This is a genomic window from Streptococcus hepaticus (assembly GCF_043656315.1).
Lineage (GTDB): Bacteria > Bacillota > Bacilli > Lactobacillales > Streptococcaceae > Streptococcus > Streptococcus hepaticus.
The window spans coordinates 18,461-35,352 of the sequence record NZ_JBINIY010000015.1; the positions used below are offsets into that span (position 1 = coordinate 18,461).

Here is a 16,892-nt window from a genome sequence, read left to right on the forward strand (position 1 = left end):
AACCAGCTCTTTGAGCTGGTTTTAACGCGATTAATTTTCAAATTTTTTATGGTTTTTATCATAAAAATCAATTAACCCAAGCGCTGTCGCAAACGAAATGTTATCAATTTTTGCACGACCTTGAGCCAATGCAATTACAGACATCTCGCGAGCGTTTGTCTCCTTGCTGATTCGGTATCCAGTAATCTTTTTATCACGGACCCAACCGACAACTGCAGCAACTTTTTCGTAACTAGTCATTAGAAACCCCTTTCCTTTGTTAGTTAACTGTTAGAATTATAATACAGTTTGTTTGCTTTGTCAAGCACATTTTAGGAAAATGTTAGGATTTTTCACATTCTTTTATAAGATTTCTGTGAAATGACTGAAAAATTAGAAGAAAAATTATCACTCTTTATGGGCTTTTAAGGCAGACAACATTTGGCTTCTGATATCCTCAATTCCGTTCGGTGTATTTGGCAAGAAAAGGGTTTGATTGCCTTGACTAGCAAAGGTATTAAGCGTATCCAAATATTGGTTGGTCAAGAGAATGGCCATGATTTGCTCTTCTGTCATACCCACATTAGCACTTTTAATCTCTTGGATAGAGTCAGCCAAGCCATCCACAATCGCCTTACGTTGTTGAGCAATACCAACACCATGAAGGCGATCTTTTTCAGCTTCCGCTTCGGCTGCTGTAACGATTTTGATTTTATCTGCTTCAGCCAATTCTTGAGCTGCCACACGTTTGCGTTGAGCGGCATTGATTTCATTCATGGACTGTTTAACTTCCGCATCTGGTTCCACCTTAGTAATCAAGGTCTTCACAATGAGGTAACCGTAAGTTGACATTTCTTCGGCTACTTGTTTTTGAACTTCGAGCGCGATTTCATCTTTCTTTTCAAAAAGTTCATCCAAGGTTAATTTTGGTACAGAAGAGCGGAGAGCATCTTCAATGTAAGATTTGATTTGTGCTTCTGGGTGCATGAGTTTATAGTAAGCATCCGTTACATTTTGTTCATTGACACGATACTGGGTTGCAACATTCATAGTCACAAAAACATTATCTTGTGTTTTTGTTTCAACGATGATCTCACTTTGAAGCACACGGAGTTGAATGCGGGCAGCAATGACATCCACACCAAATGGAATTTTGAAGTTGATCCCCGAAGTAGAGGTACGTTGGTATTTCCCAAAACGCTCCACGATAGCAACCGTTTGTTGTTTAACAACGTAAAGACCGGACAAAACCAAAAAGATAATGACCAACAAGATAAAAATAGTGAAAAACAATCCAAGCATGATAAACTCCTTTCTTTTTCATACCACTCTGGATTAAACCAACATTTTATAGAGAGAATCATTCTCATGGAGATTGATGTAGTTAGGATCGAATGTTTGCAGACGCTGACGAAAGGAAGGATAGTCTCCCTTGTCCCCTAGGGTAATCCCTATGAGAACTGGTCCCGTTCCTTTATTGGCCCGTTTGATGTACTCAAAACGAGTAATGTCATCATTAGGTCCCAAAATATCATTTACAAACTCACGAAGAGCTCCTGGACGTTGCGGAAAATTAACAACAAAGTAGTGTTTCAGACCCGCATAGATGAGTGACCGCTCTTCCATCTCTGGCATACGATTGATATCATTATTGCCACCTGAAATCACACAACAAATGGTTTTGCCTGCAATCTGGTCCTTAATGGTATCAAGTGCTGCAATCGCAGCTGCACCAGCTGGTTCTGCCACAATGCCTTGTTTTGAATACAAGTCAATAATGGTCTCTGAAATCCAACCTTCGTCCACACCAATCAATTGATCCACATGCTGACGAGCTGCTTCATACGTTGAAGAACCAACTTTTTGAACAGCAATACCATCCGCAAATTTGTCAATACGATCCAATGTAACAGGATGTCCTTTGTCAAAGGCCGCCTTCATAGAACGAGCACCATTGGCTTCTACACCAACAATCTTAATTTCTGGCGCCTTAGCCTTTAGATAGGTTGACATACCCGCAATCAAACCGCCACCACCAACAGGAATGAGAACTTGATCAAAAGCAACGTCTAGTCGAGCCGCTTGTTCCAATAGTTCATAAGCGACCGTCCCTTGTCCAGCCTGAACATTGACATCATCAAAGGGATTGATAAATGTTTTACCTTCTGACGCAGTGTAGTCCATAGCTGCTTGTGCAGACTCATCGAAGGTATCTCCGACTAGCTTAATGGTTGCATACTGACCACCAAAGAATTTTACCTGCCCAATTTTCTGCTGCGGAGTTGTAATAGGCATGAAAATAGTTGCCGATATTTTCATTTCATTACAAGTATAAGCAACACCTTGAGCATGGTTTCCCGCAGATGCACAAACGACTCCACGTTCTTTTTCCTCTTGGGTTAATTGGTGAATGGCGTAGTAGGCGCCACGAATCTTGAAGGAACGAACTCTTTGTTCATTTTCTCGCTTCACATAGATGTTAGCGGCATATTTTTCTGACAAATAGGGGTCAAAAACCAGTGAAGTTTCAACGACCACATCTTTGAGCACTTGGTAGGCTTGCTCGATATTTTTTGCTGAAATCATTTCTTCCTTCTCTCTATTTTAATATCTAATTATAATCATTTTTTTAGAAAAGTCTAGACCTTTTTGAAAATATTTTTTCAACGAAAACAAGGAGGTATGAACCTCCCTTCCTGTCTTCTATTAGTTATAGATTTTGAAGGCATCATCATCGTTTTTACCGACAAATGGCATTGCCTTACGAAGCTCTGCACCGACTTTTTCAATTTCCAGTTCTGCTGCGTCTTTACGATAGGCTTCCATACGTGGACGGCCTGCTTTGTAATCATTAACAAAGTCATTGGCAAATTTACCTGTTTGGATATCTGCAAGAACGGCTTTCATATTTTCTTTGACTTGCTCCGTAATCACGCGCGGACCTGACACATAGTCACCAAACTCGGCAGTGTTTGAGATAGACTGGCGCATTTTCTTGAAACCACCTTCGTAAATCAAGTCAACTATGAGTTTCATTTCATGAAGTACTTCGAAGTAAGCCAATTCTGGAGCGTAACCTGCTTCCGTCAATACTTCAAAACCAGCTTCCATAAGAGCAGTCAAACCACCACAGAGCACTACTTGTTCCCCAAACAAATCTTCTTCTGTTTCTTCTTTGAAAGTTGTTTCAAGAAGACCGACACGAGCTGAACCAACCCCTTTAGACCAGTCCATAGCAATATCTTTTGCATTGCCAGTGGCATCTTGGTAAACAGCGTAGAGGGCTGGGACACCAAAACCTTCTTCAAAAGTACGACGAACCAAGTGACCTGGACCTTTTGGTGCACACATGAAGACATCTACAGCCGCTGGAACCTTGATGAATTCAAAGTGAACGTTGAAACCATGAGCGAAGCCAAGAGCATTTCCAGCTTCCAAGTTTGGAGCAATTTCTTCATTATAAAGATCTGCCTGGATTTCATCTGGCGCCAAGACCATAATCACATCTGCTTGTTTTGCTGCTTCTGCTACTTCAAAGGTTTCAAAACCATCTTCTTTGGCCTTATCAAATGACCTACCAGCACGGACACCAATGATGACATCGTGGCCTGTATCCCGCAAGTTCTGTGCATGAGCGTGACCTTGTGAACCATATCCAATAACGGCGATACGTTTGCCGTCAAGCGCTGCTACTTTTACATCTGCTTCGTATTGCATTTCTACTGCCATAAGATTCTCTTTTCTATTATTTATTTGCTGTTTGTAAACTAGTCACGACTGAAACCTGTTGCTCCAGTACGAGCGATATTTTTAATGCCATAAGGCTGAATAACGCGGAGGAGAGCTTCAATTTTATCGCTGTCCCCTGTCATTTGAATGGTAATGGAGTTAGGGGCCACATCAACGACACTGGCACGGAAGGGCTGGATAATAGCCAAAATCTCTGCCCGTTTCTGAGCAGGGCTTGAAATTTTTACCAAAAGAACTTCGCGTTCTAAGTGAGGGATATCTGTAATGTCGCGCACTCGTACCACGTCAATTTGACGGTTGAGCTGTTTGATAATTTGCTCCACCTCATCCATGGTCTGTACATCTACAATAACGGTTACGCGGGAAATTCCTTCCACTTCTGTCGGACCAACTGAGATAGACTCAATGTTAATCTGACGGCGCGATAGGACGCCAGTAAAGCGGTTAAGGACACCAGATGAATTTCTCAATTTGGCTGTTAACATTCTACGCATTGAACTTCACCCCCAACATTTCGTGATTGGATTTGCCAGCTGGCACCATTGGTAAAACGTGCTCTTTATTGGAAATATGAAGCTCAATCAACATGGGTTTATTTTCCTTGATGACCTGCAAATCCTCTGCCAATGTCGCTGGATTGCTAAATTGATAATGGGCAATCTTGTAGGCTTCTGCCAAAAGTTGGAAATTGGGCTCATCATCAAAAGTAGACTGGCTGCGACGCTCATCGTAGAATGCTTCCTGCCACTGACGCACCATTCCTAAAGAATGATTGTTCAGTAAGATTACCTTAATCGGAACACCATAACCGTTTAGAATAGCCAACTCTTGATTGGTCATTTGAAAACCACCGTCGCCCACAAAGAGGACAACCTCACGGTCTGGATTGGCTAGTTTGGCACCGATTGCCGCGGGGATACCGAATCCCATGGTTCCCATACCACCGGATGTGACCAGCTGGCGAGCATGTTTGAAAGGATAAAATTGGGCTGACCACATTTGGTGCTGGCCAACATCTGTTACAACAATGGCATCTCCACTTGTTAATTGACCAATTATCTGAATCGCTTCTTGTGGCTTGATAAAGTTTTCATCCTCATCATAGCCAAATGGTGCACGTGCCTTGTTTTCCAAAACATGGCTCGTCCAGTCCGCATAGTCTGTTGCTACTGTGTCTGCTTTTAAAAGAGCTTCTAGCGTTTTCTTGGCATCACCCACAACCGGAATAGCTGTCGCTACTACTTTCCCAATCTCAGCTGGGTCAATATCGATATGGGCAACCGTTGCATTTTTCGCAAAGGTATCCACATTGCCAGTCAAGCGGTCATCGAAGCGAGCACCGATATTAATGATGTAATCTGCCTCGGTCAAGGCCATATTGGATGCGTAAGAACCATGCATGCCTCCCATCCCTAAAGAAAGAGAATGTTCAATTGGCATCGCGCCCAGACCAAGCAAGGTGGATACAACAGGGATTTGGTAACGTTCTGCAAAAGCAATCAATTCGTTATTGGCATCTGCGTAATTGACACCACCACCCGCTAGTATAACAGGCTTCTTGGCTTGACTCAACTGGCTCAAAATCTTCTTCACCTGTAAGCCATTTGGCTCCAATGTCGGCTGGTAGCTTGGCAAATGAAGAGTCGAATCATTGTATGCTTCCACCAAGGCCTCCTGCACATCTTTTGGTAAGTCAATGACAACTGGACCTGGACGACCAGTTGTTGCGATGTGAACAGCTTCAGTTACAATTCTCGGGATATCAGCTGTATCGCGAATTTGGTAATTGTACTTGGTAACCGGCATGGTCACACCAATAATATCAGCCTCTTGAAAAGCATCCTTTCCAATTCCTCGGCGAGCCACTTGCCCTGTAAAGACTAAAAGTGGAACACTGTCTCCAAGAGCATCTGCAATTCCTGTAATGGCATTGGTCGCTCCGGGACCACTGGTCACTAGGGCGACTCCTAATTTTCCAGTTGACTTGGCATAACCCTCTGCCTCATGCACAGAACCTTGTTCGTGACGGGAAAGAATATGTCGGATACCCTTAAATCTAAAAATTTCATCATATATAGGTAAAACTGCACCACCAGGATAACCAAAAATGGTATCGACACCTAACTTCTTCAAGGTATCTAGTACCAAATAAGAACCCGAACGAGCTTGTTCTAATTGTATCTTCTCCAACAACATTCCTCCCTTCAACCATCCACTCAACTTATACACTCTAAAAATATGAGTAAATATCTACATTGTTTTTTTATGTAACTCTTATCATATCATAATTAAAAAAAATGTCAACGCAATTTTCTGAAAATTCAGTTTTTGTTTTTTTATTTTCTCTTATTTCTTTCATTAAAAGCTAATTTAAGCCTTTTTCGAGGAATTGTTTTTTACTTTTATCTTAAAAAATCTTTTAGAATGTAGAATTATTTCTAAACAGAAAAAACTTTTACTCTATTATATAAGTATCGCTATTTTCACTTTGATAAACCCGGTTACCTATTTATTTCACCATTTTGTTTTAGGTCCTATAATTTACAGGTGTTGATTTCTATTACTTTCTCGCTTAATATCCACTTCAATCCAATATGAAGACCTCTTCAAATCGTGATATAATAGTGTCATGAAAAGAAAATCTTATATTGTGTGTTTTATATATTTATTCTTTATTAGCCTTGGTTTTGAATTTGAATTAGCAGCATTGTCAAATGGGGATCTCAGCAATAAGGAGTATATCCTTTTTGGAAATGGCGTCGCCATTCTTCTTCTCTACATCATCCCCCTACTTTTAGTCCTCCGCTGGTGCTATTCCGAGTACAACCTCAAAAAACATCAACTCGCCCTAGCTATCTTCTCTGGATTTTTTATTTCAGGTTGGAGCGCTGCTTTGGCCAATCAATGGCTAGGGAATTTATGGAAATCTTTCTTAGACAAGGACACCTTCTCTCTTTGGGAAACTGCAATGACTGCACCATTTACAGAAGAATTCCTCAAGTTACTCGCTGCTGTCTTTGTTCTATTTTTCCTTAAAACCTGGAAACCAAGACAAGCCTTTCTGATTGGTGCTGGTGTCGGACTAGGTTTTCAAATCAGCGAAGATATTAGCTATGTTTTACATTCTGTTATCGAAACGCCAACAATGGCCGTTTCCGATGTCTTCTTACGTATTTCAGGAAGCCTAACATCCCACTGGCTGATGACAGCCCTTGTCACGGCTAGCTTCTGCCTCCTTCTTTGTCATCAGCGACAGAAAAAATGGGGGGCCATTGGAATTTTCGCAACCATCCTCTTCCATTTCTTATGGAATTCTCCCTTGACTAGTTTCGATATCCCGCTTTCACTCCATATTGCATTTCTGAATGCTTGCTACCTCTTTCTATGCTATTATTATTGGAAAATCCTTCTCGTAAAAGACTAATATATTAAACAGATTGATCAGCAATCTGTTTTTTATCGAGTATTGGTCTGAATTTTCAGAAATTGCAAATTATTCAATCATTTTACCTGCACAGTAAAATTTTTATGCTATAATATACAATAAGAATTTCCATTACCTATTTAGAAAGGGAATCATTATGACAGAAAACGAAACGTTAAAAAATCTACGGCATCGCTCCAGCATTTATGATAGTAAGGTAAAATCACCTAACCGAGCCATGCTTCGTGCGACTGGGATGATGGATAAAGACTTCGAAACGCCTATTGTCGGGATCATCTCAACTTGGGCTGAAAATACCCCTTGTAACATTCACCTTCATGACTTTGGAAAATTGACCAAGGAAGGTGTTAGATCAGCTGGCGCTTGGCCAGTTCAATTTGGAACGATTACGGTTGCCGATGGGATTGCCATGGGAACACCTGGCATGCGCTTTTCATTGACATCTCGTGATATTATTGCGGATTCTATTGAAGTTGCCATGTCTGGTCATAATGTCGATGCTTTCGTAGCTATCGGTGGCTGTGACAAGAACATGCCTGGCTCCATGATTGCTATTGCTAACATGGATATTCCTGCCATCTTTGCCTACGGTGGAACTATTGCTCCAGGGAATCTTGATGGAAAAGATATTGACTTGGTATCCGTTTTTGAGGGAATCGGCCATTGGAATAACGGAGATATTACAGAAGAAGAGCTTCGCCGTATCGAATGTAATGCCTGCCCTGGCCCTGGTGGTTGCGGTGGTATGTACACAGCTAATACCATGGCAACTGCTATTGAAGTGCTAGGTATGAGTTTGCCAGGTTCATCATCACATCCGGCTGAGTCTGCAGAGAAAAAAGCTGATATTGAAGAAGCTGGTCGTGCAGTTGTTAAAATGTTGGAATTAGGTCTCAAACCATCTGACATTTTGACACGTGAAGCCTTTGAAGATGCTATTACAGTGACAATGGCCTTGGGTGGTTCAACTAACGCTACTCTTCACTTACTTGCTATTGCTCATGCTGCCAATGTTGACTTGACTCTTGAAGATTTCAATGATTTCCAAGAGCGCGTGCCTCATTTGGCTGACTTGAAACCATCAGGTAAGTATGTTTTCCAAGACCTTTATAATGTCGGTGGTGTGCCAGCAGTGATGAAATACTTGTTGGCTAATGGCTTCCTCCACGGCGACCGTATGACATGTACTGGTAAGACAGTCGCTGAAAACTTGAAAGCTTTTGCCGGCTTGACACCAGGTCAAAAAGTCATCATGCCACTTGAAAATCCAAAACGTGCCGATGGTCCATTGATTATCCTTAAAGGAAATTTGGCGCCAGAAGGTGCAGTTGCTAAGGTTTCAGGGGTTAAGGTTCGTAATATTACAGGACCTGCTAAGGTTTTTGATTCGGAAGAAGAAGCTATTGAGGCCGTGTTATCTGACGAAATCGTTGATGGCGATGTAGTCGTTGTTCGTTTCGTTGGACCCAAAGGCGGCCCTGGAATGCCAGAAATGTTATCATTATCATCAATGATTGTTGGTAAGGGACAGGGAGATAAGGTTGCTCTTCTAACAGACGGTCGCTTCTCAGGCGGTACCTACGGTTTGGTTGTCGGCCATATTGCCCCTGAAGCTCAAGATGGTGGCCCAATTGCCTACCTTCATACAGGTGATTTGGTCACAGTTGACCAAGATACCAAAGAAATTACCATGCATGTTTCTGATGACGAAATTGCTCGCCGTAAAGAAGAAACAGAATTGCCACCACTTTACAGCCGCGGTGTCCTTGGAAAATACGCCCATACAGTATCATCAGCCTCCAAAGGGGCGGTCACAGACTTCTGGAATATGGACCGTAGCGGCAAAAAATAAAAGAAAAAAAGAGATTGCAAAGACAACCTCTTCAATCTAAGAGCTCCATTGAGCTCTTTTATTTTTTTCGGTAGAACTGATCAATGGTGAAACTTGGTATAAGCAAACAATTCAACCACTGCATTAAGCTGTTATCTATAAACATTTAAAAACTTGAGTTTTTCCCCAAGTTCATCGTGGACTGATGCCTAAGGTAATTCGCCCCAATCGACTAATCCGAGTCATCTTCCAAGCTGGTGACCAGACAATTTCAATATTTGCTGAGCGAATACCCTCTATTTTAGTTAATTTCTCCACCAATTCAACCGGCATGGTTTCAGAACAAGAGCAACCCGTATCGGTAAAGGTCATGACCAATCGGCAGTGCTCCGCCTCATCAACTGTAATCTCATAAACAAGCCCCAAATTGTAAATATCCAACTCAATTTCTGGATCAAAAACAGTCTCCAATACCGCAATCAACTCAGCAGACAAGGCACGCGCACAATCATTTAGCCGAATATCTTCTCTCATCTCACCACTCCTTGAAAATTTATGTCATTATTTTCTCATATTTTATAGACTTTTTCAAGAAAAATCCAAAATTTTCTAACAATTTCATCAAAAAAATAAAAGTAGGTTTCCCTACTCTTATTTCCCTTTTTGGCGCTTGTGTGCATGAATCACCGCCAAAGCACGCTTGCGTGTCTTAATATTTGGACTCTTCAACTTCCGATATGCACTTGATAAATCTAATCTTTCTGCCATTATAACCTCCAATTTATTTAGTAAGCAATAGTTTACCTTAAAATAGTTAACCAGTCAAGTGTTTTTATGTTGACTCTTTTTTACTTAACTGGTAAAATAGATTCTGCTTTTTATTAACCAGTTAATTTACAAAGGAGAAATCATGAAACGAAAACACATACTCTATAGCTCTCTTGTCCTTACCGCTCTTGTCGGTAGTTCAAGCCTTGCTTATCAAACGGGAATTCAACATGAAAAAAATCGTGCATCTCATTACTCTGTTGACTATATTTCCAAAGAAACAGCCTCCTCAGCAACCAAACCAAGCAACCTTTCAATCTCTACTTCTGAAAAGGATGCTAAAGAGGAAGGAATTGCCGCTGAACAAATCGTTGTAAAGATTACAGACGATGGCTATGTAACTTCTCACGGCGATCATTTCCACTACTACAATGGCAAGGTCCCCTTTGACGCGCTTTTCAGTGAAGAACTTCTCATGAAGGACCCTCACTATCAATTCGATACGAAGCATATTGTCAGCCAGATCAAGGATGGCTATATTATCAAAGTAAACGGCCACTATTTTGTCTATCTGGACTCTGCTAGTGAAAAAACTCAGATTCGTAGCCAGCAAGAAATTCAAAAACAAAGACAAGGGAAAACTGGTCACTCATCTGTTTCTAAGGCTTATAAAACAGATGACGGCTACACTTTCCACCCTAGTGATGTCATTGATGATTTAGGAGATGCATTTGTTGTTCGTCACCAAACCCACTTGCATTACATCCCCAAGTCTGATCTTTCTGACAGCGCACGCACTGCTGCGCAAGCTTTTTGGGAGCAAAAAGGAAAACAAGTACCAGTTGTAAACCAACCAAACAATTCTAATCAAATCAATCGAAATAGTCCCGCTTCTTTGAAGAATGACTTAGAAGCAAAACGAGCTTACATGGCAAAAATGTATAAACTGCCCCTTTCAGAAATCAAGGTTGCCGGTGACTATTTCACCTATCCACACGGCACCCACCGTCATGCCCTCTTGATTTCATCTGTGGTTGTCGGGCACTTCCCAACTGCTGCTAGCGTAGCGGCTGACTTAAATCACGGCCATTCCAACAGCCCACATCAACCAACTCAACCGACTCCCAAGCCGATTTCTACCAATCCACACCCCATTTCGCACCCAGAAATCCCAAGGGAGGTGCAAGATAAAATCAACTACATTTCCCAACTCTACGGTATTGATCCAGCAACTATTCAAGTTCAGGGAGAGAGTTTGATTTGGCCTCATGAAAACCATACACATGAAATGGCTATTGCGGATATTGTAATTCCTAACATCAGTGACGATCCTGAAGCTGACTTTGAAGCTGAATTAACCAATTTAGCCAAAAGCATGCAAGTTGATCCAGCTAGCATCGTCATTGAAGATGGAACAATGACCGTTCCTCACGGAGACCATAGCCATACATACAAGATTAAAAGTCCAGGTTGGCGCGAATATGTAAAACACAAAATCCCAGCTCTTGATGGTAGCTATATCCCCGGACCTCTGGACCGACAACTGATCAAAAATAAGGTCCAGGCACTCATTCTGTCAGCTGAGAAAAATTTCCAACAGCAACCGAAACAGCTGCGACGTATTAAAACAGCCCTATTGGATTTCCAAAAAGGCTTAGACTGGGCTACTAATTCGACAGAAGGATATTTGAAAATTTTGGATGATTTTGATAAAAAATATATCCAATTAGGCGCAGCACCAGCTGAACACATTGAGCCTGTTGATACCAGCATCACCTGGACTGAAGTAGACACTTTCTTCCGAAAAGTTCAAGCGAGTCTGTCAACCTCACACGACCAATATGCTCAAGCCTCCGCAAAATTACAGACATTGAAAGAAAGTATTGGCTACCGACAAGAATCACCTGCGTTCCTCAAACAAGCGCTTGTACAATTTGCTAAGGATTACAAACTGAATCTTGACCAACCTGCTACACAACCAACACCCCTGGACGATACTAGCAATTTCGAAGCCGCAAAAGAAGAAATCCGAACTGCTGTATTAGCTCTCAGTGAAGACAAGAATCTTCTCAAACGTGTCGCCTTACTCAACAAGGTTTATGATGCTAAAACTATTTCAGATTTAAAAGCAATTCAAAATGAGTTGAACAATCTGCAACCAAGCACCTCTACAAGTGGCCAAAAACAAGTCGAGAATCTTCGTCACTATCTCCTTGCCAATCAAGATGATCAGCGACTACCAGCCGAACTCAAACTGGCTATTCAAAATGTTTTGAAAACAGAGACAAGTAGCTTACAAAGTTTAGAAACCCTCAAGCAAAAAGTCAAAGACGCTTACCGACAATTTGAAGACAAGCAACATCAACTATCTGGACGAATCACAGAACTCTTAGCCCAAGCCCAAGAAATTATCGCAACTCTACCAGAAGGAGCGGCAAAAACAGGACTACAATCCGAGTTAGAAGAATTGAAAGGCATCTTACATGCAACAACTTCTGACAAAAATGCTCTTTTAGCACGGGCGCAAGAATTTAAACATAAAATCAGTACCCAGCCCGTTATTTCTGAAGTGCTGCCAGAGACCAATGAAACCCCAATAACTACTACATCTGACATCCCTACAGATGAGTTAAAAAAACAGATTCAGGCAATTATTGATTTCATCAATACAAACCGACGCAATATAGAGACCACCCCTGTTAGCCTAAAGGTCCAACTTTTAAATAAGGCAGATGACTTGGAAACTAAATCCAAAAATGAAACCGAGAATCTACAGGAAGTTTACCAGCAATTGCAAGAGTTGAAGTCACAAATCGAACCCCATATCCAAACCAATTCTATCTCCATTTCATCAAGTACAGATGATTGGACTAGCGGATGGTAATGATGTACTCAGACTGAAGAAAGTGATTTTCCGCTCTCTTCAGTTTTTTCTTTTTTTCCATAGAAAATAAAAAAGACTCTTGAAATACTATCAAATCAACATTTCAAAAGTCTTTTATACTGGTACGAGCCCTAGAGCAAATGCTTTATTTTTGTTTATTTTTCAAGTATAGCCCATAAGCTGCCAAGCAGAACAAGAGACAAAATAGCATGAAGCCTAAAACTGTTACAAAGTTTGTCATCAAACTTCCAACAAGCAAAGTCAAACTCCCTATAATGGCTAAAATCGGAGCAACTAGACCTGTCAACTTCCGCTTCACTTCTCCTTTGCGATAAAGACCAAGCACGACCAAATACAAAAAGATGAAGCTAGTGTTGTTAAAGACAATAGTAATCTCACTAATATCGCTTCCCGGAAGTACATTAAATTTCATAACTGGTACGAGCCCTAGAGCAAATGCTTTATTTTTGTTTATTTTTCAAGTATAGCCCATAAGCTGCCAAGCAGAACAAGAGACAAAATAGCATGAAGCCTAAAACTGTTACAAAGTTTGTCATCAAACTTCCAACAAGCAAAGTCAAACTCCCTATAATGGCTAAAATCGGAGCAACTAGACCTGTCAACTTCCGCTTCACTTCTCCTTTGCGATAAAGACCAAGCACGACCAAATACAAAAAGATGAAGCTAGTGTTGTTAAAGACAATAGTAATCTCACTAATATCGCTTCCCGGAAGTACATTAAATTTCATAACAAGATAATGAATTCCAAGCCAGAACATGGTTACTAAACCTACTGAAAGACTGGCTGCAATGGAAACTTGATACTTAGGATGGATTCGAGCAAATTTTTCTGAACCAATCCAACCTCGACTAGCGAAAGCTTGTGGCAAACGCATCGTCCCTAGCATCATTCCATTTGATACTCCAAGAACAGAAATAATAACAATAACCATCAAGGCACGACCGATGGTATCTCCAAATAAGTAACTTGCCGCGTAGGTCACCGCCGTATTACCAGTCGACATGATAAAACTTGGACCTAGGATACGGTTCAACCCGTAAAAGAACAAGAGGTAGAGAACCAGAATAATAAACGGACCCGCCATCAAGGCACGCGGTAAATTCTTCTTCGCAGACTTAATCTCAGGAGCAATACTAGCAACAACTGTCCAACCATCATAGGCAAAATACAGTGGCACTAGACCAGATAACCAGCCCCACCCCACATCACGAGGTTCAATAAGGGAAATATTTTCTGATAAGCTTGGACCTTTTCCTGTCCAAAATAGACCGATTGCCGCAATCAAAACTAGCGGAACAACCTTGACCATAGTAGAAAGAGATTGAAAATAACCCGCAATCACTCGTCCAAACAAGTTTACAAGGATTAACAGGATTAGGTAGAGAAAACCAAGTCCCACCTGAGCTTCTAGGCTCGAATTGCTCCCCAAGGTATAGTTTGCTCCAACCCAAGTGACCACCGCGACAACTGTCGGCAAATAGACATAGGCTGTAAACATCCCCAATGAAGCTGCCAAACCTGGATGAATATAGCGCTCATAGTAAGAAAAAATCCCACCACTAGCTGCTGAACGCAGGGCTAACTCCGAGATAGATAAACTCCCAAAAACGATGGATACCGCACCAAGAGCAATGACCAGCATTCCTAGCCACACATTTCCTCCAGCAAAATTTAGAATATCATCAACTTTAAAATAAATCCCTGAACCAATCACAATCCCGACAATCATGGCAATGGCTGTCACCAAGCCATAGGTCGGCTTTACTTTAATTGTATCTTTCATATTTCTTCCCCCAATACTAGACATTTCATTATAGCCCAAAATCTCCTAACTGACAATTCCTCTGTATAGGTATTTTTGAAAAAACAATGATTTCAAGCCTAAAAAACACCTCCCTTATAGTTGGGAAGGTGCTCAACTGTTACTAAACGCCTTTTACAGCAAAGTAGTGACCACTTGGATTGGCAAAATTGAAGTTAGGGAAAGGTTCTTTATTCACTGGACTGGCTGTTTCCGTCACCGCAGCAACCTTAGCCTGTAAGGCTTCAATATCATTACTTTCAAAAAGAACGCTTGGTTTCATGTCAATCACTTCAGGAGACACTTGTCGAATAAATTCATTAGCATAGACCGTAAAAGTCAGTGTACTATCTTCATGAGGCTTCATATCAAATGTTTCATAGCCCATCATTTCAGATTCATTGAAAATGGTAAAGCCAATAGCTGTCCAAAATGATTTTTCAGCCGCAACATCATCTACATAGAGCATGATACCTGTTTCTTTTGTAAACATATTCTCTCCTTAGAAGGTTACATTTTCTGAGACAAAACCAACAATATCCGTATTGATTTGCCATGTCATACCAAACTTATCCACAACAATACCATAAGCAGGGCTCCAAGGTGTTTCTGCAAGTTCTAAATCAATACGCTGCGCATCTTGTGCCAATTTGCCATAAATAGCTGTAGCTTCTTCAACACTGTCTAGTTGAATACAGGCTGTCATATTCATTCCTTGAACATAGGCATGTTCTGAACCGTTGTCTGATAACTGCAAACGAATGCCATCAATATTCAAATTAGCATTCAAAACCAGATTTTTATTTTCCTCAGGTGTATTCGGAATTGCTTGACCAAAAGTTGTACAAGATACTACCTCTGCATTAAAAACATCCTTGTAGAAATCAACCGCTTCTAATCCGTTATTATTTGTTACTAAGTAAAGTTCGAGTGCTTTAACCATGTGTGTTCTCCATCATTTTTATTATCCGCCTATAATACATTAATTAGTGACAATGGTCAACTAAAATGAATTACACTAAGCAATAACTTTTATAAAATTAGAAATATAGAAAGTAACTTCCTTTTCTATCTTCACTCTCCATACCAATTTATTCTTCCCAGGCAAGTGGCGAAAGATTTATCGCACGAATTTTATCAATTTCTAAGTTTAAATAATAGTCCGTCGTTTGTAACCCGACGCCATTGGCAAATGCATCTCGAACATAACCTGTATGTGTTTTATACTGGTAGCCATCAAATACTTCAATATCTGCCAATAATTGACCTAAATATAGTTGACGTAGAAGCATCCATTTCATCTGAAGTGGCATTTCATCAGCAACGATTTCTTCTACTAGAGTAACTGTTGATGCCACAATCTTTTCTGATGAAAAGAAATCAATCATTTTTTTCGCAAATACATCTCTAAAACCTCTCAATGCCTGATATGATAAATAACTTCTCATAAACATTCTCTCATCTCCTCAATCTGTCCTAAATTTACTGTTCAATTGGCATAAAATGTCCGATTACCTTCCCGACAATCTGAAACTCATCTTCTTCATATGCATACATATCTTGATATTCTGGATTAATAGACTCTATTCTATAGCGGTTAGCTTCGCGATAAACTTTTTTAATGTAGGTAGACCCATTCAAACTAATCGCATAAACTGCACCGTCATAGTCAAAACTACTTTCTTTAAACATGGCCACTTCGCCATTTTGGAAGGCTGGCTGCATGGATTCACCATCTACAAAGCAGGCAAAATCGTAATAATATTCTTGCTCTGCATAGACTGTCGTTTGAGAATAGTCATCAAAATAACTAGCACCATGCCCCGCAGACAAAGGGATGTTTTCCAATACCGATACTGCAAAAAGAGGCACTATTTGGGCAGCTCTTTGCTCCGCTTCTTGTGCTTCTAACAATTCTTCAACATAAAGCTCAGCTTTTAAGCGATTTTGAGCACTAAGTTGTAAATAGTTGCTTACAATCGCATAGCTAGATTCAAAGTATGTAGGCTCCACTTCTAGAATGGCTGCCAACTTATCCAAATTAGCTTGGTTAGGCTTCGCACGTCCCAATTCCCAACTTGTATAAGAAGCACGGTTAATCCCCAACTGCTCTGCAACAGCTTGTTGGGTATGGCCCTTTTCTTTTCGTCTCTGTTTTAGTCTTTCATTTGAAAACATCTCATCACCTGTATGTGTTTTATAAAACACATTATATATCAAAATTGAAACTTTGTCTATAGCTAAGCTCAAAATTTACAAACCTGATAGGTCACATGAATATCCCTGAACTTTTTTCTCAGTCCCAAAACAAACACTGCCAGCTTTCACTGCTTCATTCGTACATTGAAAACTCATCTAATTTCCTATCTAGGATACTCTAGAAGCCTCTCTATTATTGATACCTTTTCTGTA

17 protein-coding genes are annotated in these 16,892 nt (G+C 40.6%); 3 read left to right on the forward strand and 14 right to left on the reverse strand.

What is annotated here, in order from left to right; translation table 11 throughout:
- Positions 1 to 30: 30 nt before the first annotated feature.
- The 6 genes from ACHUFA_RS09430 to ACHUFA_RS09455 form a co-directional block, all read right to left on the reverse strand.
- Complete coding sequence (locus tag ACHUFA_RS09430; protein WP_075098784.1) at positions 31 to 240, reverse strand: capsule biosynthesis transcriptional regulator; 210 nt, start codon at positions 238 to 240, stop codon at positions 31 to 33.
- A gap of 147 nt (positions 241 to 387) precedes the next feature.
- Positions 388 to 1,281, reverse strand: a complete 894-nt coding sequence (locus ACHUFA_RS09435) for an SPFH domain-containing protein (protein ID WP_222349752.1) — start codon at positions 1,279 to 1,281, stop codon at positions 388 to 390.
- Between the two features lie 33 nt (positions 1,282 to 1,314).
- Positions 1,315 to 2,565, reverse strand: a complete 1,251-nt coding sequence (ilvA, locus tag ACHUFA_RS09440) for a threonine ammonia-lyase IlvA (RefSeq protein ID WP_394405726.1) — start codon at positions 2,563 to 2,565, stop codon at positions 1,315 to 1,317.
- 120 nt (positions 2,566 to 2,685) lie between these two features.
- A complete protein-coding gene (ilvC, locus tag ACHUFA_RS09445; protein ID WP_394405742.1) occupies positions 2,686 to 3,732 on the reverse strand; it encodes a ketol-acid reductoisomerase in 1,047 nt (348 codons plus the stop codon).
- A gap of 14 nt (positions 3,733 to 3,746) precedes the next feature.
- Positions 3,747 to 4,223, reverse strand: coding sequence for an acetolactate synthase small subunit (gene ilvN, locus ACHUFA_RS09450; RefSeq protein WP_222349759.1), 477 nt, complete (start codon positions 4,221 to 4,223; stop codon positions 3,747 to 3,749).
- Positions 4,216 to 5,919, reverse strand: a complete 1,704-nt coding sequence (locus ACHUFA_RS09455; protein WP_222349760.1) for an acetolactate synthase large subunit — start codon at positions 5,917 to 5,919, stop codon at positions 4,216 to 4,218. Before ACHUFA_RS09455 ends, ilvN begins: the two co-directional genes overlap by 8 nt.
- A 439-nt stretch (positions 5,920 to 6,358) precedes the next feature.
- Here ACHUFA_RS09455 and ACHUFA_RS09460 point away from each other — a divergent pair, with 439 nt between their 5' ends.
- Positions 6,359 to 7,153 (forward strand): PrsW family glutamic-type intramembrane protease, encoded by a 795-nt coding sequence (locus ACHUFA_RS09460; protein ID WP_222383501.1) that lies wholly within the window; start codon positions 6,359 to 6,361, stop codon positions 7,151 to 7,153.
- Between the two features lie 157 nt (positions 7,154 to 7,310).
- A complete protein-coding gene (gene ilvD / locus ACHUFA_RS09465) occupies positions 7,311 to 9,026 on the forward strand; it encodes a dihydroxy-acid dehydratase (RefSeq protein WP_394405729.1) in 1,716 nt (571 codons plus the stop codon).
- 171 nt (positions 9,027 to 9,197) lie between these two features.
- Here the strand turns inward: ilvD and ACHUFA_RS09470 are convergent, their stop codons facing one another.
- On the reverse strand, positions 9,198 to 9,539 hold the full coding sequence (locus tag ACHUFA_RS09470; protein ID WP_394405731.1) for a metal-sulfur cluster assembly factor: 342 nt from the start codon (positions 9,537 to 9,539) through the stop codon (positions 9,198 to 9,200).
- A 117-nt stretch (positions 9,540 to 9,656) separates the two neighbouring features.
- Complete coding sequence (locus ACHUFA_RS09475; protein WP_222350157.1) at positions 9,657 to 9,773, reverse strand: putative metal homeostasis protein; 117 nt, start codon at positions 9,771 to 9,773, stop codon at positions 9,657 to 9,659.
- 142 nt (positions 9,774 to 9,915) lie between these two features.
- Here ACHUFA_RS09475 and ACHUFA_RS09480 point away from each other — a divergent pair, with 142 nt between their 5' ends.
- A complete protein-coding gene (locus ACHUFA_RS09480) occupies positions 9,916 to 12,657 on the forward strand; it encodes a pneumococcal-type histidine triad protein (RefSeq protein ID WP_394405733.1) in 2,742 nt (913 codons plus the stop codon).
- A 145-nt stretch (positions 12,658 to 12,802) separates the two neighbouring features.
- On the opposite strand, the gene ACHUFA_RS09485 is transcribed toward ACHUFA_RS09480, so the two are convergent.
- From ACHUFA_RS09485 to ACHUFA_RS09510, 6 genes are all read right to left on the reverse strand, one after another.
- A complete protein-coding gene (locus tag ACHUFA_RS09485; protein WP_394405735.1) occupies positions 12,803 to 13,090 on the reverse strand; it encodes a hypothetical protein in 288 nt (95 codons plus the stop codon).
- 28 nt (positions 13,091 to 13,118) lie between these two features.
- On the reverse strand, positions 13,119 to 14,462 hold the full coding sequence (locus ACHUFA_RS09490) for an APC family permease (RefSeq protein ID WP_394405737.1): 1,344 nt from the start codon (positions 14,460 to 14,462) through the stop codon (positions 13,119 to 13,121).
- Positions 14,463 to 14,604: 142 nt separating this feature from the next.
- On the reverse strand, positions 14,605 to 14,973 hold the full coding sequence (locus ACHUFA_RS09495) for a VOC family protein (RefSeq protein WP_222350151.1): 369 nt from the start codon (positions 14,971 to 14,973) through the stop codon (positions 14,605 to 14,607).
- 9 nt (positions 14,974 to 14,982) lie between these two features.
- Positions 14,983 to 15,423 carry a VOC family protein gene (locus tag ACHUFA_RS09500; protein ID WP_394405739.1) on the reverse strand — a complete coding sequence of 147 codons (441 nt, stop codon included), beginning with the start codon at positions 15,421 to 15,423 and terminating at the stop codon, positions 14,983 to 14,985.
- Positions 15,424 to 15,571: 148 nt separating this feature from the next.
- Positions 15,572 to 15,928 (reverse strand): hypothetical protein, encoded by a 357-nt coding sequence (locus ACHUFA_RS09505; protein ID WP_394405741.1) that lies wholly within the window; start codon positions 15,926 to 15,928, stop codon positions 15,572 to 15,574.
- A gap of 34 nt (positions 15,929 to 15,962) precedes the next feature.
- Positions 15,963 to 16,658, reverse strand: a complete 696-nt coding sequence (locus ACHUFA_RS09510) for a helix-turn-helix domain-containing protein (RefSeq protein ID WP_222350146.1) — start codon at positions 16,656 to 16,658, stop codon at positions 15,963 to 15,965.
- Between the last annotated feature and the right edge of the window lie 234 nt (positions 16,659 to 16,892).

Coding starts and splice junctions, on each gene's coding strand:
- ilvA (WP_394405726.1), bottom strand. CDS start 2,565: ATGATTTCAGCAAAAAATATCGAGCAAGCCTACCAAGTGCTCAAAGAT.
- ACHUFA_RS09475 (WP_222350157.1), bottom strand. CDS start 9,773: ATGGCAGAAAGATTAGATTTATCAAGTGCATATCGGAAGTTGAAGAGT.
- ACHUFA_RS09495 (WP_222350151.1), bottom strand. CDS start 14,973: ATGTTTACAAAAGAAACAGGTATCATGCTCTATGTAGATGATGTTGCG.
- ACHUFA_RS09480 (WP_394405733.1), top strand. CDS start 9,916: ATGAAACGAAAACACATACTCTATAGCTCTCTTGTCCTTACCGCTCTT.
- ACHUFA_RS09460 (WP_222383501.1), top strand. CDS start 6,359: ATGAAAAGAAAATCTTATATTGTGTGTTTTATATATTTATTCTTTATT.
- ilvN (WP_222349759.1), bottom strand. CDS start 4,223: ATGCGTAGAATGTTAACAGCCAAATTGAGAAATTCATCTGGTGTCCTT.
- ACHUFA_RS09510 (WP_222350146.1), bottom strand. CDS start 16,658: ATGTTTTCAAATGAAAGACTAAAACAGAGACGAAAAGAAAAGGGCCAT.
- ACHUFA_RS09470 (WP_394405731.1), bottom strand. CDS start 9,539: ATGAGAGAAGATATTCGGCTAAATGATTGTGCGCGTGCCTTGTCTGCT.
- ACHUFA_RS09430 (WP_075098784.1), bottom strand. CDS start 240: ATGACTAGTTACGAAAAAGTTGCTGCAGTTGTCGGTTGGGTCCGTGAT.
- ACHUFA_RS09485 (WP_394405735.1), bottom strand. CDS start 13,090: ATGAAATTTAATGTACTTCCGGGAAGCGATATTAGTGAGATTACTATT.
- ilvD (WP_394405729.1), top strand. CDS start 7,311: ATGACAGAAAACGAAACGTTAAAAAATCTACGGCATCGCTCCAGCATT.
- ACHUFA_RS09505 (WP_394405741.1), bottom strand. CDS start 15,928: ATGAGAAGTTATTTATCATATCAGGCATTGAGAGGTTTTAGAGATGTA.
- ACHUFA_RS09500 (WP_394405739.1), bottom strand. CDS start 15,423: ATGGTTAAAGCACTCGAACTTTACTTAGTAACAAATAATAACGGATTA.
- ACHUFA_RS09490 (WP_394405737.1), bottom strand. CDS start 14,462: ATGAAAGATACAATTAAAGTAAAGCCGACCTATGGCTTGGTGACAGCC.
- ACHUFA_RS09435 (WP_222349752.1), bottom strand. CDS start 1,281: ATGCTTGGATTGTTTTTCACTATTTTTATCTTGTTGGTCATTATCTTT.